The sequence below is a fragment of the Colwellia sp. MT41 genome, assembly GCF_001444365.1.
Taxonomy (GTDB): Bacteria; Pseudomonadota; Gammaproteobacteria; order Enterobacterales; family Alteromonadaceae; genus Colwellia; species Colwellia marinimaniae.
Genome location: NZ_CP013145.1, coordinates 157,575 through 184,526, shown reverse-complemented (window position 1 = coordinate 184,526; position 26,952 = coordinate 157,575). Strand labels below are relative to the sequence as shown.

Sequence of the window (26,952 nt, the reverse complement as noted above, 5' to 3'; positions counted from 1 at the left end):
TTAACATTATTATTTTTATTTAAGCGCTAGGTTAAGCTTTGCTTTACTTAGCCACTATTAAACTAAGAGATTTCTATACCCAAATTCGATAAACCTTCAGATAGGCTCATCTGCTTAGCTAATTGACAGCTACGCTTATCTTCAGCCGCAAACTTTAGAAAGTCGAACAGCTCATTTTGGCTATCTTTTTCCCACTGCATTAATGGATGTTCATTCATTTGTTCATCCGTGATCACAAGCTCGTCGGTAATAGGCTGCGGAGTGGTTGCATTAGTCGCTGTCACGTCTGCAGCCTCTTCAAGTAAAAGCAGCTCAACATAATAACTGACGCTATTATGGGATAAGCGACTAATACTTTTAATATCATCTAGATCCACTTCTGACACTATCGATTTTTTTAGCGGCTTACTTTGCATTAATTGCCATAACGCGGTTAACGCCATGCAAGCATCCAGTGCGGGGAAGACACCAAAAGAATCAAATGCTTCGGGATCAGGTATTTCAGCCTCCAACTTGAGTAGTTGGGCATCAATATTAATTTTTACCGTATTACGATTGGCAAGCCATTGCCAAATAATATCGAGTTGATTGCGCAATATTTTAGCATCACCAAAATCAACGGCCTCACTAAACATTTTATAATTAGGTAACATACGCTCAAGTAGCGCCGCGGAAAAAGCAATTTGTTGCCATTGACTTAATTTGACAAAGGGAAGGTAAATAGCCACTTATACTTATACTCAGTTGCGATAATTAACTGGATTATACCCAAGCTTATTCAAAATGCGAATAAGCTTGGCTTGATGGCGGTAATTTTATATTTTTAGCAGAACAATTAACTGGTTAATTGTTTTTGGGCATACTCGAATTTCAAACGATATTCGGTTAACTTATGTTCTACCGCATTAATTTCTTCGGTGAATTTAGTGGCTTGCTCAGTATTAGCGCCAAGCAGATCATGATTTTCATCACGCAAAAACTTAATGGCTTCTCTCACTTTATCATTTTCTAATTCTTGTTTATCACGATTACTATTAAAGCGCTTTAAGATATTTTCTTGCCCCTCTTGCGCGACCTTAACTTGCTCATTAAGTACAACAACTTCCTGCTGATATAATTTTATATCATCTTGCTCGGTGGTAACTTGCTTACTAAGTAGCTCATTAGCTTTATCTAATTCGATAATTTTTTGTTGCGCCATTTCTTGTAATTGTTCTGCTTGTACAGCCGCTTCATTCATTAGCTTTATTTCATCAAGCTGGGCCTGTCTCTCACTAGCATTTTGTTCATTTAGGCTAGTAATTTGTCCCTGATGGTCTGAGCGTTGTTGTTCAGTTTGCTCTACTAACTTAGCTATCTGCCCCTGATGGTCTGAGCTGTTTTGCTCAGCTTGCTCTGCTAACTTAATAACTTGCGCCTGATAATCGGATGTTTTTCGCTCTGCTTGCTTGTTTTTATCTTGCTCGGTATCAATAGATTTTTGCTGGACTGATAACTGTTGTTGTAATTCGGCCTTGCCGTTTTGTTCTTGTCGAACTTGCTCGGTCAGCAAGGCATTTTTTTGCTGTAACCCCTCTACGACCTTATCATTACTCTGTAGTGCTTCAGTTTTAACATGGCTAATTTCACTATGAGCCTGCTGAAGCTTTTCCGTCAAGACATCTATTTGCTTTTGCGCAACGGCGTTTATTTGCTTTTTAGCTTCATTAAGTGCCGCAACTTGTTGTACTACAGCCGTCTCCGCTTGCTCTTTTGCTTGAATCAATTTTTTAGTTAGACTTTGATCTTGCTCTGTTAACACCATGATACGGCCATTTAAGCCATCAATTTTTTGAGTTTTATCATTTAAATCTTGTTCAACTTCGAGTAGTTTCTCTTCTAACTTATCATCGCTACTTTGCTTTTCATCATGCTGCTGAGTGCTGTGCTGCTTTAAGTTAGAGACTTCTTTTTCTAGACGCTCTATGGTCTCGCTAAAGTTAATGCTATTTTGCGTGAACTCTACTTGGAAATTCTGTTTAGTTGTCTCGGCATCAGCTTGTTCTTCTGCTAACACTTGTTTAATTTGGGTAAGCTCTTGCTCTTGCCGCTTTAGTTTTTCAGAAAAATCTTGCTGTAATGATTGCTCTTGTGCTGATAGATTTTCACTCTGTTGATCGGTACTTTTGCTAATTTCCTTATTCACTGCAGCAGTTATCAAGCTAGTTAGTTTCTCTTCAACTTGAATGTAAACATCACTTGCTAGGCTTTGTATTTGCTCTTCTATATCCTTAGAAAGTGTACTCTTATCGACCATATTATTCTCATTATTATAAATCACCACTGTCCCTAAATTACCACAGGTACACCAGCACCGGAATATGAAAGTAACTTTTTTTAACAAAAAGAAACAAAAAAGAGGCCGAAGCCCCTTTTATCATTTTCTAAAAATATTTAAGCCACTATTCGACCGTTGATTAACTCTCAGTAACTTCTTCTTTCGCTTCTTGTTTAACTAATGGCGCAATTTGGATACCGGCAATTTTATTTTTACCCGTAAGATTGCGAAGTTGCACTAAACGGTTCATTTGTCCTAAAGAGCCTAACATGGCATAGATTGGTACAAATAAACCACGTTTGTGGAAATCTAACACTTTATCATCGGCTAATGATTTCACTTTATCTTCATTAATAGTAAAAAGACCGGTAAGTTTTTTCTTTTCACCACTACTTAAGTCAATTTTTAATTCAAGCTCTTGTAAAAGATCATTGTCTTCTAATTCTTTGATAAAGTTCTCAGTCATTTTTTCATTTTCATATAAGCGACCAAGTGCATTTTGTACATTCGTTAATAATTCTGACTCTTTACCCTCAGTTTCGAATAACGCTAAATCTTTATCTTCACCAACAAATTCGCTATCAACATCAACACATGCCGTTAAGGTTTTTTCTTTGTCTGGGTCTAAACCCAAAGAGAATGGTGCCATAGCAATGCTTTGCGGCACAAATAAAGCGGACCACTTGTCATCATTATAATATAAATTTTCACCTGCTTCTAAACCTAACATGGCAACACTACGGTAGCGTGGGGAATCGGGATTTTTAACCAGTACTATTGGGAAGCTAGCAGAAGCTTGTGCATATTCTGCTGCTGTTATGGTAATTATGTGCTGGTTAGCAACATGTGCTAAGTTTCGTTTTTGTGAAACTTTAAGGTTTTGATGTTTGTCTGCTTTAATTGCTACAAAATTAGCCATGATTTTATCTCGTATAAATGCTTCTATTGAGCATATTTTTATAATATTGTAATTGAATTGCTATAACTAGAATGAAATTACTTCGTTGCTATAAGTTATGGAGACACTTAATTAAGCTTTCAATGCTAAACTTAATATTATTTTCTAAATACTTTTAAAAATAGGATTATGACCGTTAAGATTTTTACTTTTTTCACTTTGTTATTATTCATTACTAGTGCCATAGCCATGCCTAAAATAACGGTAAAACATCAACGTAATGTCACAGGCTTTGCCGAAGTACAAGTCAGTAATGACACCATGGTAAATCTAATTTGTCATATTGCCATCGATGGTCATAAAATATTTTTTCGTCTTAAAGCGATAGAATCTTCCCACTGGTTTACCGCAACTGATGTGCGCTTTAATCATACTCACTTTAGTATTTGGTGTGATTATTTAGAACTGCACCCTAAATATCAAGCAGAGTAAGTAAGCAACTAGCCCTTAGCGCTAGAGCTAAAATAAAAAGAGCTAAAGGCAAACTTGCAGTTAGCTCTTTTACCCAATAACACTGCTACCTAGGTGATTTTATTTACCTCGCTCATGTTATCTTTTAAGTTAATGAAAATAAACTACTTAACAGAGCAGTCAATATTGTATGGTTGATTTATTAATACCACTCACTGCCTATATATTCATTATTGCCGTGCTGTGTTTAGCTTTATCACAACGTAAACTTATTAAGATTAAACTTAATTGGTCCTTAGTCGCTATTGCCTTATTTCCTGCTTATGTCTTAGCTCCTAGCATGCTGAACACTCTATTACCTTTAGAACATTTATTTGCCCAGTTCGCTTGGCCTTGGGCTGATAAAGTCTCCGTAATTACATGCAGTTTTCTGGCTCTACTTCTTCTATGGCTAGGGCAGAAAAAATTTAGCCTAGCCGATGCTGGCTTTACCTTAAAACAAACACCTAACTCACTTATTCCAGCAATAAAAATGCTGTTGCTACTGTTAGCGTTTAGGTTTGTTTTTGCCAGTTTATTTGGTGGTGATGATGGTTCCACCGATCCTGAAGAACTTTTATTTTTAACGACAATGTCAGGGTTAGATAAAGAGATGCTTTATCGTGGGGTATTACTCTATGTAATGTCGAAAGCAATTATCTCGGCACGTTACCCTATTTATCGGGCAAAAGTTAATATTGCCGGCATTTTGCTGGTGCTGCTTTTTGCGCTAGTAAATGGCCTAATTTGGCAACAATCACATTGGCATATTTTTATATCAGTATTGTTTTTTCCAGTGTTTATGGCTTAGTTCTGCTGTGGTTGCGAGAGAAAACTGGCAGTTTGCTTTTCCCTATAGTAGCCCATAATGCCACGGTGTTTTTAGGCCAGTTACTTTAACTAATATTACATCGGCAAAGTTAACGGACCAGTACAATTTCACTGCATCTATATTGATTGCACCAATCGTTTTAATAACTTACTTATGGTCTTTTACACACTAAAATAGAATAAAAACTCTAAACTTTACTCGCTAACGCTTTCATTATTTGAGACTTTTTCTATTCTTCGCCAAATTAAAAATCAGCATATACTTATTAGTAATATCTTATACTTAATATTTCCATGATTATTTTTTAACCTGACAGCCCTATTAAACAACAGCTACAATATAATTAACACCCCATTAACACCACCATATACATCCAAATATGTCTGAATATGTCTAAAATTACAGTTTTTTACTGTCGTTCTGAAAACATTCTCAACCAACTGATTTTACTAAACAAAAACAGACTAATTATTATCCTGCTAATTTTTGTCTACAAATGGCGACATATTGACCTTTAAAACTTATGTGTTATTTTTAAATAACATCATGAATAATGTTAAATAAATGTAAAGGAATAGTATGGAACAGATAATAAAAATAAATAAGGCCTTAAAGTTAAGTGCGCTATTCGTCGCTTTACTGAGTAATTCTGTTTATGCGGCCACTTATGATTGTAGTAATTTAACCCAATGGCAAGCAGAGCAAGTATCAGTAGCCGAGCAAATAGTAAAATCAGCTGAGCAAGCGTTTAAAGCAAACTGGTGGAACAAGACCGACCCGGTAACTCATTCTGGCGAATGGCAAGAATGGCAAAACCTAGGCACTTGTACTGGTGTCGTGGTTGAAAACAGTCCACCCACTGTGTCTATCATCTCACCGGAAAAAAATAGTTCTTTCTTTGAAAATGACAGCGTTGTCTTTTCCGTATTCGCCACTGATGAAGACGGTAGTGTCGCCAAAATCGCACTGTATTTAGACGATGTTATGTTAACTACGTTAACTAGCTCGCCCTACCAATTCACTTGGTCTGCAGTCTTAGGTGAACATCTGTTAAAAGCCATTGCCTTTGATGATAAAGGTGCACAAGCGAGTACGGAAAACACCACACTAACGGTAACCGCTAAAGATACGCCTCCGGTCAATGAAGCACCAACGGCAACATTAATGGCAACCTTGCCCAGTAAAATTTTAGTGGCGAGTACCATAAATTTTGAATATTCCGCCACTGATAGCGACGGTCAAGTGACTCAGTTATCGTTACTTGAAAATGGTGTGGTGATAAATACCATCGATGCCGCTTCAGGCAGCTTTACCTGGACAGCAACCGCCTTAGGTCCGCAAGCTTTTACTGTGGCAGCAACCGATGACCAGGGTGCAACTGCACTCAGTAATACTATCAACTTTACCGTAGTTACCGATGGACAAACAGGTAACGATGCTGACGCCTGTCGCCCTGAAGGCTTATACCAAACGCCAGGCGTGAACACGCCATACTGTACAATTTACGATCAAGACGGTCGTGAGTTGATGGGCGTAGATCACCCGCGCCGTATTATTGGTTACTTCACCAGTTGGCGAAATGGCGCAAACAATCAACCAAGTTACTTGGTTAATGATATTCCCTGGGACAAGGTCACCCATATCAATTACGCCTTTGCCCATATAGACGCTAACAATAAAGTATCCATTGGTGAGCCAAATTCAGCCAACAATCCTGCCACCAATATGGAATGGCCTGGTGTTGTCGGTGCAGAGCTTGATCCTAGCTTGCCGTACAAAGGTCACTTCAACCTGTTAAATAAATATAAAAAGTTACACCCTAAGGTAAAAACCTTAATTTCGGTCGGCGGTTGGGCTGAAACAGGTGGTCACTTTGCTGACAATGGTCGTGTTGCTGATGGCGGTTTTTATACCTTAACCACCAATGCCGATGGCACAGTTAATCATGCAGCAATCTCAGCCTTTAGCGCCAGCGCGGTTGAATTTATTGAAAAATACGGTTTCGATGGTGTCGATATTGATTACGAATACCCATCATCAATGGCTGATTCTGGTCATCCAGATGATTTCAGTTTTTCAAATGCCCGCCGAGCACAGCTAAATGCTTCCTATCAAGTACTGATGAAGTCACTACGTGAAAGTCTCGATATTGCCGGTGAAGCGGCTGGTAAACATTATTTACTGACCATAGCGTCACCATCATCGGGTTACTTATTGCGCGGTATGGAAACCTTCCAAGCAACACAATATCTTGATTACGTCAATATCATGTCTTACGACTTGCACGGTGCCTGGAATTCACACGTAGGTCACAATGCGTCCTTGTTTGATACCGGTTTAGATTCTGAGCTAGCCGCATGGGATGTCTACGGCACTAAAGAATTTGAAGGCATTGGTTATTTAAATACCGACTGGGCGGTAAAATACTTTCGCGGCGGTTTATCCGCTGGTCGTATCAACATTGGTATTCCTTATTACACCCGTGGTTTTAAAGATGTTACTGGTGGTACCAATGGTTTATGGGGTCAAGCAGTTTTCCCAGATCAAGCTAACTGTCCTAAAGGAACAGGTAAAGGCGATAAAAATAGCTGTGGTAATGGCGCTGTCGGTATCGACAACCTTTGGCATGATACCGAAAATGACCGAGAAGTGCCTGCTGGCTCTAACCCGCTATGGCATATTAAAAACTTAGAAAAAGGCATTGTTGGCAGCTACTCAGCCGCTTACGGCCTTGATCCGGTAAATGAGCCAAGTGATAAATTAACTGGCACTTATACCCGTTATTATGACAGCGCTGCCATAGCGCCTTGGTTATGGAATGACAGTAAAAAAGTCTTTATCTCGATCGAAGATGAAGAGTCGATGGCTACTAAGGTTGATTACGTTATCGACCATGGTTTAGGTGGCGTAATGTTCTGGGAACTTGCGGGCGACTTTGATTATGATGCTGCCAAAGGTGAATACTTTATGGGTTCAACCATGACCACCATTGCTTATGATAAATTCAATCAAAGTGGCACACCCTATGGTATAGATAAAGGTAATAAGAACTTTGTTAAACCAGCAGCAATGGTTGATGTAAGCTTTGCCGCTAAAGACTTTCCAAGTGGTGATGATAACTACCCTATTAGTCCTACTTTTGCCTTTACTAACAACTCTGCCATTGATTTTTCAGGGGCAAAAATATCCTTTGATGTGCCGGTATCTACGTCAGCAATCTTCAAATCAAACTGGAATGCCACTAAGAAACTTAACATGGCTATTGATAACAACGCCTCAAATAGTGTTGGCAATAACATCGGCGGCTTCGAAAATGACTTCCATCGCTTCTCAATTACCTTGACTGACGAATGGGGCGGCGCAGCTGAACCATTCGCACCAGGTCAAACCGTGAATGCTCAGGTGATGTACTACATGCCAATTAGTGGTCCGGTCAATTTCACCATAGAAAAAGACGGTAAAGTTTTTGCCTTCAAAGCTGAGTACCCAAGCTTACCGGAAGCAACTTCTGGCGGCGGTGACACAGGTGGCGGCTCTGATGGCGGAAATGGCACAACATGTGACGGTGTTGATGTTGCAACACTATCGGTCTACCCAGAGTTCCCGCAAAAAGATTGGGCCGGTAACTCTAGTCATGCCAACCAAGGCGATATGGTTGTGCACAATAATGCTGTTTTCAAAGCAAAGTGGTGGACAAACTCAGCGCCAGGTGGTGCTGACTGGGATGACGTTTGTAGTTTATAAAACCTCTATAAACGCAGCAATTAACTCAAATATTTTTTAATAATTAACCAGCGATAAATACTTAAGTATTTATCGCTAGGGGAACTCTATGTCTAAAAATCAGCTAAAATTTAAGTCCACCACCTTGGCTTTAGTACTAACCAGTGTCTTATCTGGCGCCAGTATGCAAGTTGCTGCCCATGGTTATATGTTCAGCCCTATGGCTCGCCAAGCATTTTGTCAATTACAACAAGGTTACTGGTGGCCTGAAGATGGCTCTAATATTCCCAATACGGCTTGTCGTGCCGCTTACTTAAGCTCTGGTCACTTTCAATTTGTCCAGCATCATGAATTTGCAGTCAATACTGCTGATTATACTAATTTAGCTGCCGTGAAAGCCAACATACCCGATGGTACTTTATGTGCCGGTGGCGATGACAAGAAAAAAGGCATGAACTTGCCTTCACCTTATTGGCAACGCAGTGACGTGGTGCCAAATGCCAATGGCGATATAAAAATAAAGTTTTTAGCCAGCACGCCACATAACCCTAGCTTCTGGCAGTTTTATTTATCTAACCCTAACTATGATGGCAACACCATGCCACTAACTTGGTCAGATATCACCTTGGTGCAGTCACACGCTAATGTCGATTTCATTAAAGATGACGATGGCAGACGTTTTTATCAGATGGATGTCAACATACCCGCAGATAGAGTTGGCGATGCCATTTTATATAGCCGCTGGCAGCGAGATGACGCAGCTGGTGAGGGCTTTTATAACTGTAGTGACATCACCATAGTCCGAGATAATGTTCAGCCTGACACTTGGTTCGATGCTGGTTTCTACGTAAAACAAGGGCAAGAAGTAGTTGCTGGTGAAACCGTCAGCTTACGAGTATTCAACGCTACCGGCCAAGAGTTAATAAAGCAACAACTTGCGATAACCGAGTTAAATCAAGCAAGTTGGGCTAGCGATTTAGCGCAATCATTGAACCTTGATTACAGCCATTTACTGCAAATTGGCGTAAAAAACCCTCAAGGAGATATTGTTTTTGATGGGGCCAGCCTGCTCAGTAATGTCACTTATCTAACCGATAAAGATCATAGTTTTGTTCTTACCATGCAAGCTGCACCAGTAAATACCGCACCGATAGTAAATGACATTGCCAATATTGTTATAGCAGAGTCTACCGCACAGGACATTCATGTGCATGCCTTTGATGATGAACAAGTGAACTTGGACTTCACTTGGCAAATACCTAATGAAATAAGCTATACCGGCACTGATGCCAATATCACTATAGTTGCCCCGGCTGTTGATGCCGACACTAACTTTAACCTCAGTGTCGAAGTTTCAGATGGCCGGTTAACCACCACAAAAAGCTTTACCGTCACGGTTACCAACAGCTCAGTAGAGCCAAGCGTTCCGCAATGGCAAAGCACTACAGCCTACTCTACTGGCGATAACGTTAGTTATGAAAATAAAGTTTATTCGGCCAAATGGTGGAACAAAAACCAATTTCCTAGCAGCGGCAATGCTTGGCAACTCGACTCACCCACCGACGGTAGCATGGTCATTTGGCATGCTCAAAATGAATACTCCCAAGGTGCTGTGGTTAGCTATCAACAAATTAACTACCAAGCCAAATGGTGGACTAAAGGTGACCAGCCTGATGTCAGCAATGTTTGGCAAAAACGTTAAGTCCCTGGCTTAGGAAAAGGCCTTTGCTCAAGAATCCCCCACAAAATAATACCAACAACAAGGCTGATAATACCAAGGGTATAAAATTCAGCAATATTATAATAAGAGGCAATTATGAATAGAAGATTACTGACAATGTGCGCAATCAGTGCCGCACTATCATCGCAACAAGCTGCGGCAGCACCCGCTGCACCAAGTATAGATTGGACCCCACAAACCTACTCTTTTGTAGAAGTAGACCTTGAAGGCAATGGCTCTTACAAAGATTTAGTTAAAGTAAAAGAGCAAGTTGATATCGCTATTAAATGGAATTCCTGGAGCGGCACTGGTGGCGATAGCTACAAAGTGTATTTCGATAATGCACTGGTTAATCAAGGCACTTTCGCTGCAGGCACTAAAAGCGGCGTTATTAACTTTCCTTATGATAGATCTGGTCGTCATCAGCTAACTATCGAATTGTGTGAAGGCACAGTGTGTGCAACCAGTGCGCAAAAAGAAATCGTGATTGCCGATACCGATGGCGGTCATTTAGCCCCCCTAACCATGAATATAGATCCGAATAATAAAAGCTATCCAAAACAAATAGATAATGTTGTTGGTGCTTATTTTGTTGAGTGGGGAATTTACGGCCGTGGTTATGATGTTAGCCAAATACCCGCGGATAACTTAACGCATTTATTATACGGCTTTATTCCAATTTGTGGCGCTAATGAGTCACTCAAAGAAATAGAGAATGGCAATAGCTGGCGCGCATTAGAAAAAGCCTGTGCAGGCTCGGCTGATTATGAAGTGGTTATTCATGACCCCTGGGCAGCAGTACAAAAAACCTTACCCGGTATAGATTCAAACGAGCCTATTCGTGGTACCTACGCGCAATTGATGGCGTTAAAACAACGTAACCCTGATTTAAAAATACTGCCTTCTGTTGGTGGCTGGACGTTATCAGACCCTTTCTATGGTTTTACTGAGAAAGCTAACCGTGATGTGTTTGTTGCCTCAATGAAAAAATTCTTAAAAACATGGAAATTCTACGACGGCGTTGATATTGACTGGGAATTTCCTGGTGGTAGTGGTGCTTCATCAACATTAGGTGACCCGATTAATGATGGTCCAGCTTATGTTGCTTTAATGCAAGAGTTGCGCACCATGTTAAACGAGTTAGAAGCGGATACCGGTCGCACCTATGAATTAACCTCAGCAATCGGCTCAGGTTATGACAAAATTGAAGATGTCGACTACGCCGCAGCTGCGCAGTTTATGGATTACATTTTTGCCATGACTTATGACTTTTTTGGCGGCTGGAACAACGTTACTGGTCATCAAACTGGTTTAAATTGTGGTAGCCATTTGAGTGTTGATGAGTGTAATGGCACGGGTTTGGATGATAAAGGCGAACCACGTAAAGGCCCTGCTTATACCATCAACAATACGGTAGATTTATTATTAGCACAAGGTGTAGCGGCGAAAAAAATTGTTGTTGGTACTGCTATGTATGGTCGTGGTTGGCAAGGTGTATTTCCAGATAACACCAGCATTTTAGACAATCCCATGACAGCTGACGGTACTGGAAAACTGACCGGCACTTCTGCACAAGGTATTTGGGAAGCCGGCATTATTGATTACAAAGGCCTTGCTCAGCATATGGTTGGCGCTGCCGGTACTGGTGTTAATGGTTTTGAAGTTGGTTATGATGAAATGGCTGATGCGGCTTATGTATGGAACAAGCAATCAGGCACTTTAGTGACTTACGATAGCCCACGTTCTGTTATTGCTAAAGGTCAATATGTTAAAGCCAGTGGTTTAGGTGGTTTATTTGCTTGGGAAATTGATGCCGATAATGGCGATATTCTCAATGCCATGCATGAAGGTTTAGGCGGCACGGTAGGCCCAATTAACAAAAAACCGGTGATTTCATTAGCAAGTAGCTTTTCGGTTAACTCTGGTGAAATGATTACTATCGCAGCGACAGCAACTGATGCCGATAATGATGCCTTAACCTATAGCTGGACTGTAGATAACGCCTTAACAACTGGGGCAACCAATAGCGCTAATGTTGATATTACCGCCAGTACAGTTAGCCAAAATACTCACTATGTATTAACCCTGACAGTATCTGATGGTAAAACAAATGTAAGTAAATCGACCACATTAACGGTAGTTGCACCCAGTACTGGTAATATCGCGCCTGTTGTTAACGTTATAAGTGATGTAACGATAGAGGAAGCAATGCAAATAAGTATTACTGTTGTTGCTAGCGATGCTGATAACGACGCACTAACTTACACCTGGCAAGTACCTACCGGTTTAACACTTACAGGCTCAGGTGCCAATGTCACCTTAACGGCCGGCGACGTAACAGCTGATACTAGCTATACGGTAAGTGTTGAGGTGAGTGATGGTACTGCCGTTACTTCACAAAGTTTCACCGTTACGGTAACTAACAAAGATACCGGCGGCAGTGGTACTTGGGACAGCAGTAAAATCTATAATACTGGCGATACTGTTATTTATAACCAGGTAACTTATAAAGCCAATTGGTGGACTAAAGATGAACAGCCAGATCAAAGTGCTGCATGGTCGGAAGTTATTCCTGATGACGGTCAAGTAAGAGCCTGGCGCGCAGATTTAGTGTATAACGGCGGCGATAAAGTGTCACATAATAACGTAACGTATACCGCTGCTTGGTGGACTAAAGGTGAGCAGCCTGGTGTTGCCAGTGTTTGGAAAAAATAATCATAAATGTAATGAAGGATTAAGTTAACTCCCTACACTTTTGCACCTAGCTTCAGCAATGAGACTAGGTGCTTTTTTCAAAAAGTAAAACCACAAACTCGCTTGACTAATGTGGCTGAAATTCACATTAGATCGCATAGCATGAGCATTACAGCCAGAATTCCAGTACACTAGCGCCGTTTTTCATTACCTCTAACGGACGCTTTATTTTGCATACTCTTGCTCAGCTTCGCTCTGGCGAACTCGCCGGCATTAATCAGTTAAAACTCGCTGAAAATCTAACTGAGTTTCCACTGGAAATATTAACCTTGGCTGACAGTTTAGAGATACTCGACTTATCAAGTAATGCCTTGTCATCATTACCTGACGAGCTGGTGCAGCTGACAAAACTAAAAATAATTTTCGCTTCGCAAAATAAATTCAGACACCTGCCTGAAGTGTTAGGAAAGTTACCTAACTTAGAGATGGTTGGCTTTAAATCAAACCAAATAACACACGTAGCGCCAAACTCACTGCCGGCGCAATTGCGTTGGTTAATATTAACCGATAATCAAATTACCACCTTACCTGACTCTTTAGGTGAACGACCTAGATTACAAAAGCTAGCCTTAGCCGGTAACCGCTTAACGCAATTACCGCAATCATTAGCCCGAGCTCATAAGCTTGAACTGATTCGAATTTCAGCCAATAAGTTAACTGCATGCCCGGAGCAATTATTAAACTTACCAAAGCTAGCTTGGCTGGCTTTTGCCGGTAACCCATTCTCAGAACTTAGTGCCAGAGAAAAAGCTAAGGCTAAATCGGTACCTGAGCTATCATCAGCTAGCTACAATTTAGAGCATGTCCTTGGCCAAGGCGCTTCTGGCGTTATTTCAAAAGCCCATTGGCATAGTGCCCAGTCTCAATTCCCTGATGACATTGCCGTGAAAGTATTTAAAGGTGACGTGACCAGTGACGGCTACCCAGAAGATGAATTACAAGCGTGTTTGCAAGTCGGTAATCACCCAAATTTAATACAATCGTTGGCGCAAGTGAAGGAAGACTTAAACTCAGGAGGTAAGTACCTAGCGTTAATCATGAATTTAATTCCTGAACACTATAAAAACCTAGGTCTGCCACCTTGCTTTAAAAGTTGTACCCGTGACACATTTCCACAAGGTTTTAGTTTAACTATTACCCTCATCACCCACATAGTGCTGCAAATGGAAGATGTCTTTAACCACATACATAAAAGCAAAGTATGTCACGGTGATTTATACGCCCATAACACCTTATTTGATACTCAAGGTAATATCATTTTTGGCGACTTTGGTGCTGCTACTAGCTATCAAATGTTAACGCCAGCACAGCAAGAAAAAGTACAACAAATTGAACACCGAGCGCTAAATCATTTTATTGAAGATTTATTAACTATTTGTGCTGAAGAAGATAGAGCTAGTGAAGCGTTTAAGGTATTAAATGAACGAGTACACTATTAACAGCACAAAAAAAAGCGTGCAGATGAACATCTGCACGCTTAAGTTTTGTTAATTTAGTTTAATGATTAAACTTTGAATTGATTCACTACGGTAGTCAGATTTTCCGAATAGGTTTGTAAACCCTGTAAACCCTCACGCATTTCTGCGGCGCCTTGTACAGTATCTTCGGTCAACGCTCGCACATTTTCGATGTTTTTCGAGACCTCTTCAGCAACGGTTGACTGCTGAGTAACCGAGAGCGCAATTTCTTGTGTTTGGCTTTGAATGTTACTAATAACACCGGTGATCTCAGTTAACACCGCTTGCACTTGCTCAGTAAGCTCAACACTAGACTGAGCCTCGACTCGGCTACTTTCCATCACTGTCACCGCTTTTGATGCTGTAGTTTGTAGCTCATCAATAATTTTTTCGATACTCGCCGTTGATTCTTGTGTCCGCGAGGCTAACGTTCTCACCTCATCGGCAACCACGGCAAAACCTCGACCTTGTTCACCCGCTCGGGCCGCTTCAATGGCGGCGTTTAAGGCTAATAAATTGGTTTGATCAGCAATACCGCGAATCACACTCAACACGTCACCAATACTCTGGCTATCTTCTTTCAGTTTATTAACCACAGTTGCCGCGGCACTAATATTTTCAGCTAACTTGCTGATACCGGCAGTGGCTTGATTAACCACAGATGCCCCTTGAGCAACGTGAGCTTCAGCACTATTGGCCAACTCTTGTGATAAATTAGCGTTATAAGATATTTCACTACTATTTTGCGCCAATTCATTCGCCGAAGTGGCAACCAAGGCAATTTCTTGTTTTTGCTCAGCAATAATTTCGATAGTTTGCTTACTAATAGCTGAAGCAATCTTGGTTGATTGCCCCACTTCGGCAGTAATCACCACGGTTTCTTTCACTAAGGCTTGAATTTTATCAATGAAGGTATTGAATTCTTTGACTAATTGACCAATTTCATCATCTTTAAGCGGTTCAATACGCTTAGTCAAATCACCATCACCTTCCGCGATATCATGCATGGTTTGTTGTAAACGAGTGATACGTTTAGTCAGCGGTAAAACCATCACATAAACAACTACCGAGATTAATACGATGATAATCAAGACGATAAAGCTTGATGACCAAAAAGCCTGGGTAACGGGTTCAGAAATAAGCTTTTCTGGCACCATAAAACCTAGCTTCCAGTTCATTTTAGGAAAGTCACTGCGTACCTGATTAAAGACAACTGTATACCGTTCCCCTTGCCACTCAACACTGCCTATACCGGAAGAATTATTTAAGGCGAGGTGCTGTAATTGGGTAAAGCCCGACGCATCAGCAAACTTAGTGTCTATGTCTTGCATCAAATCACCTGGCGAGAAGCGCGTATTGAAGCCAGGAAAAAACACCAGTTTACCGGTATCTGTCATTAAAAATGCGTCACCTTCACCTTGATATTTGATTTTTGACAGTAAATCTTTACCTATGGTGGAGATTAAAATATCAATACCACCAATGCCTAATAGTTTGCCATTAGGTAAGTAATAAGGCCCGGTTACTGTCGCTGAAATAGAGCCATCATTGTTATCGACGGCAGGGTCGGTAACATACATTTGCCCTTGCTCTATACCATAAGTCCACCAAGGTCGTTGATTGGTGTAATAGTCGGCATCGGTATAGCGACCATTTAAATCAAAATATTCATGAGTATTTTCACTACCAAAAAAGACACTTTTAATGGCGGGATCTTTCGTTGAAAAGAATTTAAAATATTCAGTAACTTGTTGGTATTGCTTATTGTTATCAATATCTGCAAGTCTTTGGTCATAGTTGGAAAACCAGTCGATAACTTGTGGGCTAGCAAAAACACTGTGCACTATTTGTCCTTTCGCTTCAAAAAAACCACGCACCTCTGCCGATTGCAGTTTCACAATATCTTCAATCGAGCTAATGATTTGTGTTCGCGTGTTATCACTGACATTTGACAGGATAAAAAATGAAGTGATGATCAGTAATAGCGCCACTGCACCTGATATGCCAGCAACTAACTGACGCATAATAGAACGGTTGATAAAATTAAACATGAACTTCCTACTGCATGATTGGTGTTGAACAAGTTTTAGCTTTTATTATCTGTAAATCAAAACGTTAATTTTGATAAGGCAAAAACTGTATCACGGCTCGAATGAAATGGCTATCTAGCAAACCTTTACTCAAATTATTGATGCGTTTTTAGCCATGCAGCTAACAGTGGAAAATGATCGGTAACCGCCTGTGGGTGAGTCAGAATATTAATATGATCATAATCTAGGGCATTACCATTTTTCTTTGACAGTAAATTAAACTTAGCTTGATGATTATATGACTCGGCAATAAAAGCTTTTACATCTTGCTCATGCCCTAACACCTTATCTTTTACCCCGGTAAAATGCCAAGACGGCGGCCATACTATATTTTTAGCGGCGTTGTTATAATCGAAACCATCGTGAGGATCTAGCCAAGCACCTTTTTTAACCCAAGCAACACTCTGTGCAAGCGATTTTTTCGTTTCATTATCTGAGCCTATGCCATACCTTTTTGCGTCTAAAAAACCATGCTTATTTGCTAGCTTGATGGCAAAATTATTCCAAAACAAATTCACTTTTAAAAACTTTTCTATACTTCTGACCGTTACCGACCTTTTTGTGCCAAAACAGGTGTTACTTAACACTTGTGATAAACGTTCTGGATAACGAGCTAAACAACTCGCCATCAAGACACCGCCCCATGAGTGAGCAACAACATGCATGGCTTTGTTGGTTTTTTTAGCGATGTAATCTAAAAGCATGGGAATATCTTGGCTAATCACTTCAAATTGACCAAAATCAGACTTGGCATTTATTATTGGCGTGCTTTTCCCGCGACCACGCAGGTCAGCAACATAAACATCAAAGCCCTGTTCCGCTAAATAACAGGCTAAACCTTTACCTTTCTCAGTATAAAAAATAAAGCCATTCTCTATCGCTCCGTGGATCATTAATACCGGTGTGCCCGCTGAATTTTTAGAAATATGGCGAAGATGTAGTTGGTAACCTTCACCTTGAATATATAACGACTGCTGCTTCATTGCTTACTTACAACCCTCTATAATAATTTACCGCAATCAAAGGTCTGACCACTGAACCATTAGCATACAGTTAAATAAAACATCAGCAAGGAGCATGATACTTTTTTGAATAAAAACAAAATTGAGCGCATATATGAATAATTTATATGCTGGCACGATACTATAATCTAGTTCAGCTAAATTTCGGTGCTAAACACATCAAAAGCCACCTATAAATTGCTCCATTGAACGTCGTTTTGGTGCGTATTACAGAAGTTAAATCCTGCCTCACTAACGGCAGGTCCAAGACTTAAAGCGGTCGTTAGCATCATCATTCTCTTATGACTTCTGCTTAGTCTTACCCCCGCATGCACGCTTCGGCGGACAGCACCATTTCGGTGCAAAGAAGACCCCCTTTAACCCAGTAACCGCTATACATTACCAGACAGTGGTTATTTGTTGGTCGTATAAAAAACTAACTGATTGTAATAAAACAGTTAATTTTTATATGCTATAGATGGCACGGCTGTTGCTTTCTATCATTCGACCACAAATAACAATCAACAATACCCAAACGAGCGACCCACCGCTTCAGGAGCCTAACATGCAAACCATCACCGCTGAAACCATCATGGACCGTTCACCGTTATCATTTCGACCCGATAGCGGGGTGATCGTCGCCCTGCGCCAGCTGCTAACCGCCAGTATGTCTGGTGCACCTGTGGTTGATGCCGATAAAAATCTAATCGGTTTTCTGTCCGAAGCTGACTGTATGCGCGGCGCGCTGATGGGAGGCTACTTCTCGACCATCGGCGAGCTAGTTCGCGATCGGATGACAACCGAAGTCGAATCAATCGGTACCAATACCAACCTAGTCGATGTCGCGGAGAAATTCCTGCACAACAATCGTCGGGTACTACCAGTGGTTGAGGAAGGCAAAGTGGTCGGGCTGGTGCAGCGCCGCTGCGTACTGGAGAAACTACTGGAGCAAATTGACAACAAGTGTAGTGGCTAAGTCATTCTGGCCTTAAATTTATAGTTTCTAACTCGCCATGGCGGCGATAGAGCCTTAGAAAAATACTGCTAATGTCAGCTATTCTTGAAGGTAGTGGACATAAAAGAGAAGCCTATTGTTCTAATAATTAGCACGGCTTTGTGGCTTGAGTTAAAGTGATCCTTAGCTATTAACTAATGGCTAGTTACAAATAGTTCAGCGCTAATGACTTCTTGGTGCGCTTAGTTGACGTTAGTTATTGGTTGTTCTTTAGGTCAACTGATAGCCAATCAATGTCATTAACTTAAGCTTAATTTACACTACCGTTATTTCTAACGTCCGCTTCAAGCTCATTGCTGCCGTTGGCAGCTTTAAGCTGAAACGATTAAATTAAAGCCAAAACGATTACTTAAAATGCTTTGACCCCATTGGTTTACTGAGTAGCTTAATTTTCTTTGTATATAATCGACAGTTCAGTTAATTCATCTTTGTTTTTTTTTGAGAGTTTAGTAAAATAGTTAGTATTTAACAGTTCTGTAAAGGTTAGTGATGAAACGTGTTGTTTTATATATTTCAGATAAATGCCCCCATTGCCGTAAAGCTCAAAAATACTTGGATGATAATGGCATTAAATACCGATTAACAAATGCGAAAATGCAGCGCGGTAGAAAAGAGCTTGACGCTATAGGTGCTCGCTCTGTACCAGCCCTTAAAATTGGTAATGAAGTAATGATTGGCTGGAATCTAGAAAATTTTAAGAAACTCTATGCCGCAGATTAAGAAGCTCAATTATCTCATTAGATAATTGAGCAACCCATGGGCACAGAGTTATTGATTACTCTATTTCGACTGGATAACAAAATATAGAGGAGCAAAGCATCATATAACCCGCCCCTTAGCATTATAACCCCATAATTTTTTTATCAATCAGCACAAGTATTGTTGCTAAGCTGACTATTTATTGCGATCAAATTTTGTCTAAATTTTCTCGGCTTTGTGGTAAAAATGACAATTAGCTCTAATTCGTTGTGGGGCTCAGAGCTCACTGTTAGCAACATTAACCAAGCTGATTTTTATGTAGCAATAAATAAAAATCGATACAGAAGTTAAACTCTAGATGTCTGTTGCAGGTAATACTTCCACATATTCATAACTAAATGCTCTGACTTTTTTACCCGAATTTGCAACAAACTCTACCGTTGTTGATCTAGGTAATATCAAGACTGCCTCGTACTCTTCACCAGTTAAAAAAGTGTCCTGACCACATATTAGGTCTTGGGTTAATTTGATCCGCATTACTACTTCTCTCTATCTATGTTGACAATTGAACGGATTATACCACTTTTTCTCCATACAATTTAGTGCAAACAATGTTCTGACTGATATCAATAAAATTTCTGTAAAATAACATCCTATCTGAACATTAAATTTACTTTGGCCGACAAGTACAAAAGACAGTTCGAGAGGAAAGCTGATGCTACCGGTTGGTCTGCGGTATTAGTGATTGTATAGTGGTATCTCGCCTTGTGGTAACAGTGACCATAAGAGTCAATCTCATTTGCTGATTTATAATCTAAAACATTATGCGCAGTCACACATTTGTGAACATCGACACATACCAGTTATTAAAGCCTTCACTTAAATGGCTAGAAATTTAGAGTTTACACTTTTATATACCTAGCTGATTTACTTTAACTAAAAAACGAAGACGAAATAAATACAATAATTTCAATGGAATTTCAACTATCGCTAATAACATTGTCTTCGTTTTTAACAAAATATCTTCGTTATAATTCCGTCAAACAACTAAACCGCTTGCCCACAAGCAAAACCACTAGCCCAGCAAAATTGAAAATTATAACCTCCTAACCAGCCGGTAACATCAATGACTTCACCGATAAAAAACAACCCTTGCTGCTTTTTACTTTCAAAAGTTTTTGAAGATAGTTCATCGGTGTTTACCCCGCCCAAGGTTACTTCGGCAGTTCTATAACCTTCGGTGCCATTGGGCTTGATCTGCCAAGTGTGTATGTAATCACTTAGTGCGGCAATATCTTGATGGTTTAATTGTTTAATTGGTTTGTCGGCGATTACGCCTTCTTTGACCAGCACTTCAACAAAGCGCTTAGGTAACAAAGTCGCCAATAGATTTTTTACCGATTTTTGCCCTTGCTCACTTTGCCACTGAGTTAGGGTATCGCTAAGGTTATATTCTGGCAATAAGTTAATAGTAACCGCCTGCCCTGCGCGCCAAAAAGACGATATTTGTAATATCGCTGGCCCTGATAAACCGCGATGGGTGAACAAAATATTTTCTTGAAAACTAGTACCGTCTTCGCTAGTTATTTCGGTTAATAAGCTGATGCCTGATAAACCATCGAAGCGTTGTTTATCGTGCTCATGCAAGGTAAAAGGTACTAACGCAGCTAAGGTTTCTAAGACATTTAAATCAAATTGTTCGGCAATTTTATAGCCAATGGGTGTTGCGCCCAGTTTAGGCATGGTTAAGCCACCGGACGCCACTACTAACGATTTACATTGGTAGCTTTGCTCATTTGTTTTAACTAAATAGCCCAGCTCGTTTTCGCTAGCGGTGTTTCTTGTTATTGCCGTGACGGAAAGCACTTCGGTGCGCAAGTTTACTGCTACTCCGGCCCACTCACATTCGGTCATCAATATATCCACCAGATCTTGCGCGCTATCATCACAAAATAGCTGACCTAGGGTTTTATGGTGGTATTGCAAGCCATGTCTATCAACTAAATCAATAAAGTCTTGCGCGCTATAGCGACTAAGTGCTGATTTAACAAAATGTGGATTTTGACACAGGTAATTTTCAGGACTTGCACCTTCATTGGTGAAATTGGCACGGCCGCCGCCGCTGATTAATATTTTTCGCGCCGGCTTTTTCCCCATATCAACCACAACAACGCTTTTACCACGATAGCCTGCTTGTGCGGCACACATTAAGCCTGCCGCGCCGGCACCAATTATTAATACGTCTGTTGTGATCACTGTTACACCTTAAGAAGAAAACCTGAAAATTTCGCCGCTATTATAATCTGTATGCAAATAGGTCGTATACAAAAACTTACCTTAGCGTTTTACTGTCGTTGCTTTTATAAGTCTTTTTACGGAAGACGCTCCTTGCACATTTGCTGCACATTCGTCGAATCACCCGATAAAAGTGCAGTAAATTACGCGATTGTGCAAGAAAATGTCACGCTAAGTAAAGAAATGCAAAGATTGTGTAAAGGTAGGAACTCTTTCCTCAACTCGCTATCTATTGCTGCATCACATTTGACGACAAATTGTTGTAACTTTACCTTATGGAAAACACATGAAAACACTTAAAACCCTACAAACCTTAAAGAGCTGGCTTGCTGCCAGCATATTATTGACCTTACTCGGTTGTGAATTTAGTGAGGACAGCAGCGGGACAGGTTATGTGAAACTCTATAATTTATCTAAAGACTCGCCCAGTATTTATTTAACCATAGATGAAGATCTTACTGAGGATAACAATGATGATGACCACTATGAGCAAACCTATACCGCCATTGCTTATGGTAAAGCCCATAGTAATATCAGCTTAACCAGCAAAAACTACTATTACTACCAGCTTGCCTGGCAAGATGATGACAGTTCAGCGACCGATGATCTGTCGGTCATTTATGAAGATACCCTCGCCTTGGTTGACGATACTATCCAGATGATAGTGCTCAGCGGTAGTATTTTATCGCCACAGGTCATGATACACAGCATTCCGGTCATTGATGATGACGATGATACCACTAACGATCTTTTTAATCTTAGGGTGCTAAATATGCATTCAAACCAGCAAGCCGTTGATTTTTATCTCTCTAAAGAAAATGAAAGTTTTAATGAGGCGATTTTAGTGGGCCAATACAGTTATCAGCAATTATCTGACAATGAAAAACTTGCTCAAGATGACTATATTTTTTATATCACCACTGCTGGTAGCGATGAGGTGTTATTTAGATCAAGCAGCATCCCTTTTGCCTATAGCTCGCAGAACATTATGATAGTAAAAGATAACATGGGAGCAGGTTCTTCACCTTATGTGTTAGATAAAATGTCAGACTCTGCGGTCATTGAGTATGTCGACGCCGAAGCTGAAGCACAATTTAGGGCTTATAATGCCGTTGCCAATCATGAGCAATTAACCAGCTACCAGGAAGTCTTTGCTTTACATATTAATGGCGTTGGTGATAACCCGGTTATCGCTGCCCTGCCCTATGGCGAAATTAGTAATGCCTTGGTCTTAGCAAGTGGTGACTACAACATAGATCTCACCAGCACCGAGGATAATGTGCCGTTAATGAGCAATCATTTATTATCTTTAGTGGGAAATACTAATAAAACACTTTTTTTCTATGCGGAGCAAGAATATGTTGATAATGATAACGACGGTAATATTGATGAAAATGGTGATGGCATCATTGATGAAATTGACGTTAATGTTTTCTCTTTGATGGTTGAAAATAGTGTGCTGAGCAGTATCTATCAGCATGAGATTGAAATAGTAAACTTAATTCAATCGGATGATTTTGCTCAAGTAGCCGTTTTCTTTGTTAGACAAGATGAAAGCATAAGCTCTGCTATTTATCACCGGGAACTTAGCTATAAAAACACTGGCTCAATATTATTAAGAAATAACAGCTATCAAGTTTTTGTTATCGCCAATAATAATGGCAGCTCGATTATCTTAAATTCATTTGAATTAATCATTAATGAGCAATCAAATGAACAGTTTTTAGTGCTTGAAAGCAGTGAGACTTCGCCAACAGGCTATAAAACCACCCTGTTTAACCAAACTGCCGAACAAGAATAAGGTAAGTCTCATGTTAACTAAAGAGCAACAGCTACCCGTAGACAAATTATTGATTGCGCAAGTTGAGTTAAGTTTTTTAAATCGCTCGGTAATATTTTTAGAACAGCCTATTAGTACTACTGGACTAGAATTTAATTTACTGGCGTTACTTATGAACCATGCCGGTTCGCTAGTGATTAGAGAGGTTATTGCTGAGCGGATTTTTCAACGTAAGCTTGCCCATTGTGATAAAAGTATTAATAGTCACATGGCCAATTTAAGAAAGAAGTTACTGGTGATATCGAAGCGTACGGTGATTAAAACAGTGAAAGGGCGGGGATATATATTTTTAAAACCTTAACGTCCATTCATTAACTTAAATATTTAACTAAAATACTTAACTAAAAGACGCAATGATTATATTAACTGCTCCCCTCAAAGCTTCCCTTTAAGGAAGTGCAAACTTTTGAGGGCCGCAGTTAGTTAAACCGTATGAAGCGCTATAGCTAGGCGCTTATACTGTGGCACCTGTCATTATGCTAGTGCTGCCAGTTTTGGCAAGTTCGGCTAAATCTTTATCAACGAAGAATAACGCATGACCATCGTTACCTACTAGGTTGATTTTATCTAAAATACCTTTGAATAAAGTCTCTTCTTCATGTTGCTCAGCCACATACCACTGTAAGAAGTTGAAGGTAGAGTAATCTTGATTAGTGAATGCTTCATGAGCAAGTGAGTTAATGCGCTCAGTGATTAAACATTCATGGTCGTAAGTTAGTTGAAATAATTGCCCTAAGCTTTCAAATTCATGCGGCGGCGCATCAATAGCACCAATAATAGGTAAGGCGCCCGTTTCACTTACGTAAGTAAATAAACGGTTCATGTGCTGAATTTCTTCATTAGCATGTTTACGTAAAAATTCTGCCGCGCCAGAAAAGCCTTTTTCTTCACACCAGGCACTCATTTGTAAATACAAATTTGAAGAGTAAAACTCTAAATTAAGTTGTTTGTTTAACTTGTCTACCATGTCAGCTTTTAACATAATTTTGCCTTGAATATTTTAATTGGGTTAATTCTGCCTTTTTATCCGAGAACATTCAAGTAAAAATAGCATAAAACACATAAAAAACCTTATTAACCAATGGGTTAATAAGGTTAATCATTCTTGTTTGTGTTCTCTTGTTTATTGCTTTTAGTATCCGCTTTATTAAGCGGCTATTATTAAATACCGCCTTAATAACCAATACTATAACGGCTATTAATGCTACAGCTGAGCAAGAATGACTTCGGCTTTACTGACTTCAAACGCTTTAGCTTGTTCAATATTTAAATGGCTCACTACACCATTATCAATAATCATGGCATAACGCTGTGAGCGCAAGCCACCAAAACTAGCTGTGTCCATGCTTAAACCTAATGCTTTGCTATAGCTACCATCACCATCGGCTAACATCATGATATTTTCGGCATTTTGCGACTCGCCCCAGGCATTCATCACAAAAGCATCGTTAACAGATAAACAGATAATGGCATCTACACCTTTGGCTTTAAATTCATCCGCCGAAACCACATAACCAGGTAAGTGTGCGGCGGAACAGGTTGGCGTGAAAGCACCGGGTACGGCAAATAACACCACTTTTTTATTAGCAAAAAGTTCAGCAGTTTTATGCGTGATCATTTTGCCATTTTTTAATTGTTGTAATTCGCCTACGGGCATTAAACTATTTTGCTTAATCATTAAAACACCTTTATTTGTTATCAGACCAATCGGACTAATTTATTGGTCGATTGGTATTAGTAATGGAAATAAGTTTTCGAGTAACTTATCCGGATGAACGTTAATTATACCTAGCTTTAGAAACTTAACATAATATCTCACTAAGAGGCTCTATTCAGGGTCAGGCCAATAGCGTTTACTTGCTTAGTGACATCAATCGAGATAACACTGGATAATTGTTGAGAGTCACTCACTTCTTTATCAACATTGGCCATGGCTTGCTCAAAGGCGATAAAATGCTGGCGTTGACGGGTAATTTGCTCAAGGGTGTCTTGGGCAACCGTTGCTGAAACTTGCGCTTGCCCAGTAACGGCTAGTGCTGTTTCTTGCAATTCATCGGCGATAATACGTTGCTTATGTGACGCTTTTTCAATGTCATTAATAATGCCTTCTATTGAATTGCTGGCGCTGTGCAATTGATTTAAGCGTGCTGAAATTTGCTTGAGTGATGCTTGTGTTTTAGCCGCGAGTTTGCGCACTTCGTCGGCGACCACAGAAAATCCTCGGCCATGCTCACCGGCCCTTGCCGCTTCAATGGCGGCATTCAGTGCCAATAAATTGGTTTGATCCGCAATGGCGCTAATGACATCAACAATAGAAGTAACCGATGCAACCGAGTGAAATAGAGAGGTAATAGCACTTTTACTTTCCTTTGCTGCTAAATTGGTCGACTCACTTGCTGCCAGTACTTGCGCAACATGATGCTGACTTACTGCCATGGCTTTTTTGGTAGCCTGGGCATTATTAACCACTTGTCCTGAGAGGGTATTCACTGTTTCGGTGGCCTCACCTAAGGCTTGCATTATTTTTCTCGCCCCTTGCACATGTTCACTGGTGGTGTGTGATGACTGGTAAATTCTTTTTACCTGACTTTCCATGGTGGTTAATGCTTTGGCCACTAAATCAAGTTGCTCTGCTTTGTCTTTATCGTCTTGCGCTAGCTTATTAACCATATGATTAAAGCTGGTTGAAATCTCACCAAACTCAGTGCTTTTATCAATATTAGTGATGTTATCTACCTTGCCTTGTGCCATTAATTGCACAAAACTATCACGTAAATGTCGTAGTGGTTTAAGGATAACACTACGCTGCAAGGCATAGTTTGCTAACAGAAAAACCACCAAAAATATTAATAGTCCCATGACAATAAAATAAAGCTGCTCATTCATTTGCTCTTGCTGTTGGGAGATATCCGCTTCACCTGCCATGATAGCTTGTTCAATGTTGCCTACTTGCTCGGCCAATAATGCTAAGCCCATTTGTCGTTGCTGCTGCTGGGCTAGGGTGTTTTTTAGCTCTCGTTGATAGCGATTAAATAAAGACTGCAATTCATTAATGGCTTCAATACTTACATCTTGAAGCTCTTCGGGTTCGTCAAGTACGTCATCCTCATCAAATAAGTCATCATCACTTGCTGCATAAATCGCTAAAGCCGGTTGTATTGCTAAGAAACGACCTAAATCTTTTAACTCATCTAAGAGGGCCGTTATCGATTCAATACTCCCTTGTTGCTTAGTAAAAACAGCCTCTCGGGCACTGACTAAATCGGCCAATAATTTCCCTATGGTTTGGGTTTTAATGAGGTAGTTAAACTGTGCCGATAGCGATAATACCCGGGTTTTTTGCACATAGTTAGCGAGATGGTTATTGATGGCCAGCATTGCTTGTTCGCTATTACGCAATAACACTAAAGGATCGCCACTGAGCTTACCCATAGCGCGAAATTTAGTGTCGATATTGTTAGCAAGTGCCTCTGCTTGCCCGTCTATTTGCTTAGACAATTTATCGATATTCAAACGATGTGTTTGTTTAACAATATTAGCGAGTTGCTTTTGCGCCTTATTCAGCAAAGCCGCATCACCACTTTGTAAATACTCAGTAATGGTGCGATTAAACTCAATACTGGTTAAAGAAATAAGTGCTTGATAGCCCTGGTATTGCGCTTGGCTTTTCCTTAAAGATTCACCGACGTGATACATGGTTGCCAAAAAAATTACTGCAAAAATACTGATTGCCGCAACAGACAAGCGGGAGAAGCTAGAAACGCGCATGATAACATTGCCTTTAAGATAAATTAAAGGCAA

At 40.1% G+C, this 26,952-nt stretch carries 21 protein-coding genes; 11 read left to right on the top strand and 10 right to left on the bottom strand.

What is annotated here, in order from left to right; genetic code table 11:
- Positions 1–62: 62 nt before the first annotated feature.
- The 3 genes from CMT41_RS00740 to CMT41_RS00730 all read right to left on the bottom strand — a co-directional run bounded on the left by CMT41_RS00740 (position 63) and on the right by CMT41_RS00730 (position 3,236).
- Positions 63–728 carry a YjaG family protein gene (locus CMT41_RS00740; RefSeq protein ID WP_057179260.1) on the bottom strand — a complete coding sequence of 222 codons (666 nt, stop codon included), beginning with the start codon at positions 726–728 and terminating at the stop codon, positions 63–65.
- A gap of 107 nt (positions 729–835) precedes the next feature.
- A complete protein-coding gene (locus CMT41_RS00735; protein WP_058026078.1) occupies positions 836–2,320 on the bottom strand; it encodes a hypothetical protein in 1,485 nt (494 codons plus the stop codon).
- A gap of 136 nt (positions 2,321–2,456) precedes the next feature.
- Complete coding sequence (locus CMT41_RS00730; protein ID WP_058026077.1) at positions 2,457–3,236, bottom strand: SapC family protein; 780 nt, start codon at positions 3,234–3,236, stop codon at positions 2,457–2,459.
- Positions 3,237–3,404: 168 nt separating this feature from the next.
- Between CMT41_RS00730 and CMT41_RS00725 the strand changes: the two genes are divergently transcribed.
- The 7 genes from CMT41_RS00725 (at position 3,405) to CMT41_RS00700 (ending at position 14,193) form a co-directional block, all read left to right on the top strand.
- Positions 3,405–3,707 (top strand): hypothetical protein, encoded by a 303-nt coding sequence (locus CMT41_RS00725; protein WP_232299989.1) that lies wholly within the window; start codon positions 3,405–3,407, stop codon positions 3,705–3,707.
- A gap of 169 nt (positions 3,708–3,876) precedes the next feature.
- A complete protein-coding gene (locus CMT41_RS00720; protein ID WP_058026075.1) occupies positions 3,877–4,536 on the top strand; it encodes a hypothetical protein in 660 nt (219 codons plus the stop codon).
- On the top strand, positions 4,473–4,625 hold the full coding sequence (locus CMT41_RS19830) for a CPBP family glutamic-type intramembrane protease (RefSeq protein ID WP_083494177.1): 153 nt from the start codon (positions 4,473–4,475) through the stop codon (positions 4,623–4,625). The genes CMT41_RS00720 and CMT41_RS19830 overlap by 64 nt, the downstream gene beginning before the upstream one ends.
- 511 nt (positions 4,626–5,136) lie before the next feature.
- On the top strand, positions 5,137–8,301 hold the full coding sequence (locus CMT41_RS00715; protein WP_058026074.1) for a glycosyl hydrolase family 18 protein: 3,165 nt from the start codon (positions 5,137–5,139) through the stop codon (positions 8,299–8,301).
- A gap of 88 nt (positions 8,302–8,389) precedes the next feature.
- Complete coding sequence (locus tag CMT41_RS00710; protein ID WP_058026073.1) at positions 8,390–9,982, top strand: lytic polysaccharide monooxygenase; 1,593 nt, start codon at positions 8,390–8,392, stop codon at positions 9,980–9,982.
- A 114-nt stretch (positions 9,983–10,096) separates the two neighbouring features.
- Positions 10,097–12,715 (top strand): glycosyl hydrolase family 18 protein, encoded by a 2,619-nt coding sequence (locus CMT41_RS00705; RefSeq protein ID WP_058026072.1) that lies wholly within the window; start codon positions 10,097–10,099, stop codon positions 12,713–12,715.
- Positions 12,716–12,924: 209 nt separating this feature from the next.
- On the top strand, positions 12,925–14,193 hold the full coding sequence (locus CMT41_RS00700; RefSeq protein WP_058026071.1) for a leucine-rich repeat-containing protein kinase family protein: 1,269 nt from the start codon (positions 12,925–12,927) through the stop codon (positions 14,191–14,193).
- Between the two features lie 65 nt (positions 14,194–14,258).
- On the opposite strand, the gene CMT41_RS00695 is transcribed toward CMT41_RS00700, so the two are convergent.
- Together CMT41_RS00695 and CMT41_RS00690 are read right to left on the bottom strand one after the other, a co-directional pair.
- The gene (locus tag CMT41_RS00695; protein ID WP_058026070.1) at positions 14,259–16,262 is read right to left on the bottom strand and encodes a methyl-accepting chemotaxis protein; all 2,004 of its coding nucleotides are present in this window, start codon (positions 16,260–16,262) and stop codon (positions 14,259–14,261) included.
- Positions 16,263–16,396: 134 nt separating this feature from the next.
- Positions 16,397–17,284: an alpha/beta fold hydrolase gene (locus CMT41_RS00690; protein ID WP_058026069.1), complete on the bottom strand. Its 888-nt coding sequence runs from the start codon at positions 17,282–17,284 to the stop codon at positions 16,397–16,399.
- Positions 17,285–17,867: 583 nt separating this feature from the next.
- Here CMT41_RS00690 and CMT41_RS00685 point away from each other — a divergent pair.
- Positions 17,868–18,278 (top strand): CBS domain-containing protein, encoded by a 411-nt coding sequence (locus tag CMT41_RS00685; protein WP_058026068.1) that lies wholly within the window; start codon positions 17,868–17,870, stop codon positions 18,276–18,278.
- Between the two features lie 528 nt (positions 18,279–18,806).
- Entirely contained in the window at positions 18,807–19,037 is a 231-nt protein-coding gene (locus tag CMT41_RS00680) for a glutaredoxin family protein (RefSeq protein WP_057179246.1), read from the top strand.
- A 333-nt stretch (positions 19,038–19,370) separates the two neighbouring features.
- Here CMT41_RS00680 and CMT41_RS00675 read toward each other — a convergent pair whose 3' ends face one another.
- Positions 19,371–19,553, bottom strand: coding sequence for a hypothetical protein (locus CMT41_RS00675; RefSeq protein WP_057179245.1), 183 nt, complete (start codon positions 19,551–19,553; stop codon positions 19,371–19,373).
- A gap of 510 nt (positions 19,554–20,063) precedes the next feature.
- Positions 20,064–21,272: an NAD(P)/FAD-dependent oxidoreductase gene (locus CMT41_RS00670; protein ID WP_058026067.1), complete on the bottom strand. Its 1,209-nt coding sequence runs from the start codon at positions 21,270–21,272 to the stop codon at positions 20,064–20,066.
- 325 nt (positions 21,273–21,597) lie between these two features.
- Here CMT41_RS00670 and CMT41_RS00665 point away from each other — a divergent pair, with 325 nt between their 5' ends.
- On the top strand, positions 21,598–23,112 hold the full coding sequence (locus CMT41_RS00665) for a DUF4397 domain-containing protein (RefSeq protein WP_058026066.1): 1,515 nt from the start codon (positions 21,598–21,600) through the stop codon (positions 23,110–23,112).
- 10 nt (positions 23,113–23,122) lie between these two features.
- A complete protein-coding gene (locus CMT41_RS00660; protein WP_058026065.1) occupies positions 23,123–23,452 on the top strand; it encodes a winged helix-turn-helix domain-containing protein in 330 nt (109 codons plus the stop codon).
- 153 nt (positions 23,453–23,605) lie between these two features.
- On the opposite strand, the gene ftnA is transcribed toward CMT41_RS00660, so the two are convergent.
- From ftnA to CMT41_RS00645, 3 genes are all read right to left on the bottom strand, one after another.
- Positions 23,606–24,133, bottom strand: coding sequence for a non-heme ferritin (gene ftnA, locus CMT41_RS00655; protein WP_057179241.1), 528 nt, complete (start codon positions 24,131–24,133; stop codon positions 23,606–23,608).
- Between the two features lie 222 nt (positions 24,134–24,355).
- Positions 24,356–24,829, bottom strand: coding sequence for a peroxiredoxin (locus CMT41_RS00650; RefSeq protein WP_058026064.1), 474 nt, complete (start codon positions 24,827–24,829; stop codon positions 24,356–24,358).
- A gap of 140 nt (positions 24,830–24,969) precedes the next feature.
- Complete coding sequence (locus CMT41_RS00645) at positions 24,970–26,919, bottom strand: methyl-accepting chemotaxis protein (protein WP_058026063.1); 1,950 nt, start codon at positions 26,917–26,919, stop codon at positions 24,970–24,972.
- Positions 26,920–26,952: the final 33 nt, after the last annotated feature.

Excerpts from the sequence above, each read along its gene's own strand:
- CMT41_RS00705 (WP_058026072.1), top strand. The coding sequence starts at position 10,097 with ATGAATAGAAGATTACTGACAATGTGCGCAATCAGTGCCGCACTATCA.
- CMT41_RS00675 (WP_057179245.1), bottom strand. The coding sequence starts at position 19,553 with ATGCGGATCAAATTAACCCAAGACCTAATATGTGGTCAGGACACTTTT.
- CMT41_RS00730 (WP_058026077.1), bottom strand. The coding sequence starts at position 3,236 with ATGGCTAATTTTGTAGCAATTAAAGCAGACAAACATCAAAACCTTAAA.
- CMT41_RS00660 (WP_058026065.1), top strand. The coding sequence starts at position 23,123 with ATGTTAACTAAAGAGCAACAGCTACCCGTAGACAAATTATTGATTGCG.
- CMT41_RS00650 (WP_058026064.1), bottom strand. The coding sequence starts at position 24,829 with ATGATTAAGCAAAATAGTTTAATGCCCGTAGGCGAATTACAACAATTA.
- CMT41_RS00715 (WP_058026074.1), top strand. The coding sequence starts at position 5,137 with ATGGAACAGATAATAAAAATAAATAAGGCCTTAAAGTTAAGTGCGCTA.
- CMT41_RS00680 (WP_057179246.1), top strand. The coding sequence starts at position 18,807 with ATGAAACGTGTTGTTTTATATATTTCAGATAAATGCCCCCATTGCCGT.
- CMT41_RS00690 (WP_058026069.1), bottom strand. The coding sequence starts at position 17,284 with ATGAAGCAGCAGTCGTTATATATTCAAGGTGAAGGTTACCAACTACAT.
- CMT41_RS00725 (WP_232299989.1), top strand. The coding sequence starts at position 3,405 with ATGACCGTTAAGATTTTTACTTTTTTCACTTTGTTATTATTCATTACT.
- CMT41_RS00665 (WP_058026066.1), top strand. The coding sequence starts at position 21,598 with ATGAAAACACTTAAAACCCTACAAACCTTAAAGAGCTGGCTTGCTGCC.
- CMT41_RS00645 (WP_058026063.1), bottom strand. The coding sequence starts at position 26,919 with ATGCGCGTTTCTAGCTTCTCCCGCTTGTCTGTTGCGGCAATCAGTATT.
- CMT41_RS00720 (WP_058026075.1), top strand. The coding sequence starts at position 3,877 with ATGGTTGATTTATTAATACCACTCACTGCCTATATATTCATTATTGCC.
- CMT41_RS00685 (WP_058026068.1), top strand. The coding sequence starts at position 17,868 with ATGCAAACCATCACCGCTGAAACCATCATGGACCGTTCACCGTTATCA.
- CMT41_RS00695 (WP_058026070.1), bottom strand. The coding sequence starts at position 16,262 with ATGTTTAATTTTATCAACCGTTCTATTATGCGTCAGTTAGTTGCTGGC.
- CMT41_RS00710 (WP_058026073.1), top strand. The coding sequence starts at position 8,390 with ATGTCTAAAAATCAGCTAAAATTTAAGTCCACCACCTTGGCTTTAGTA.
- ftnA (WP_057179241.1), bottom strand. The coding sequence starts at position 24,133 with ATGTTAAAAGCTGACATGGTAGACAAGTTAAACAAACAACTTAATTTA.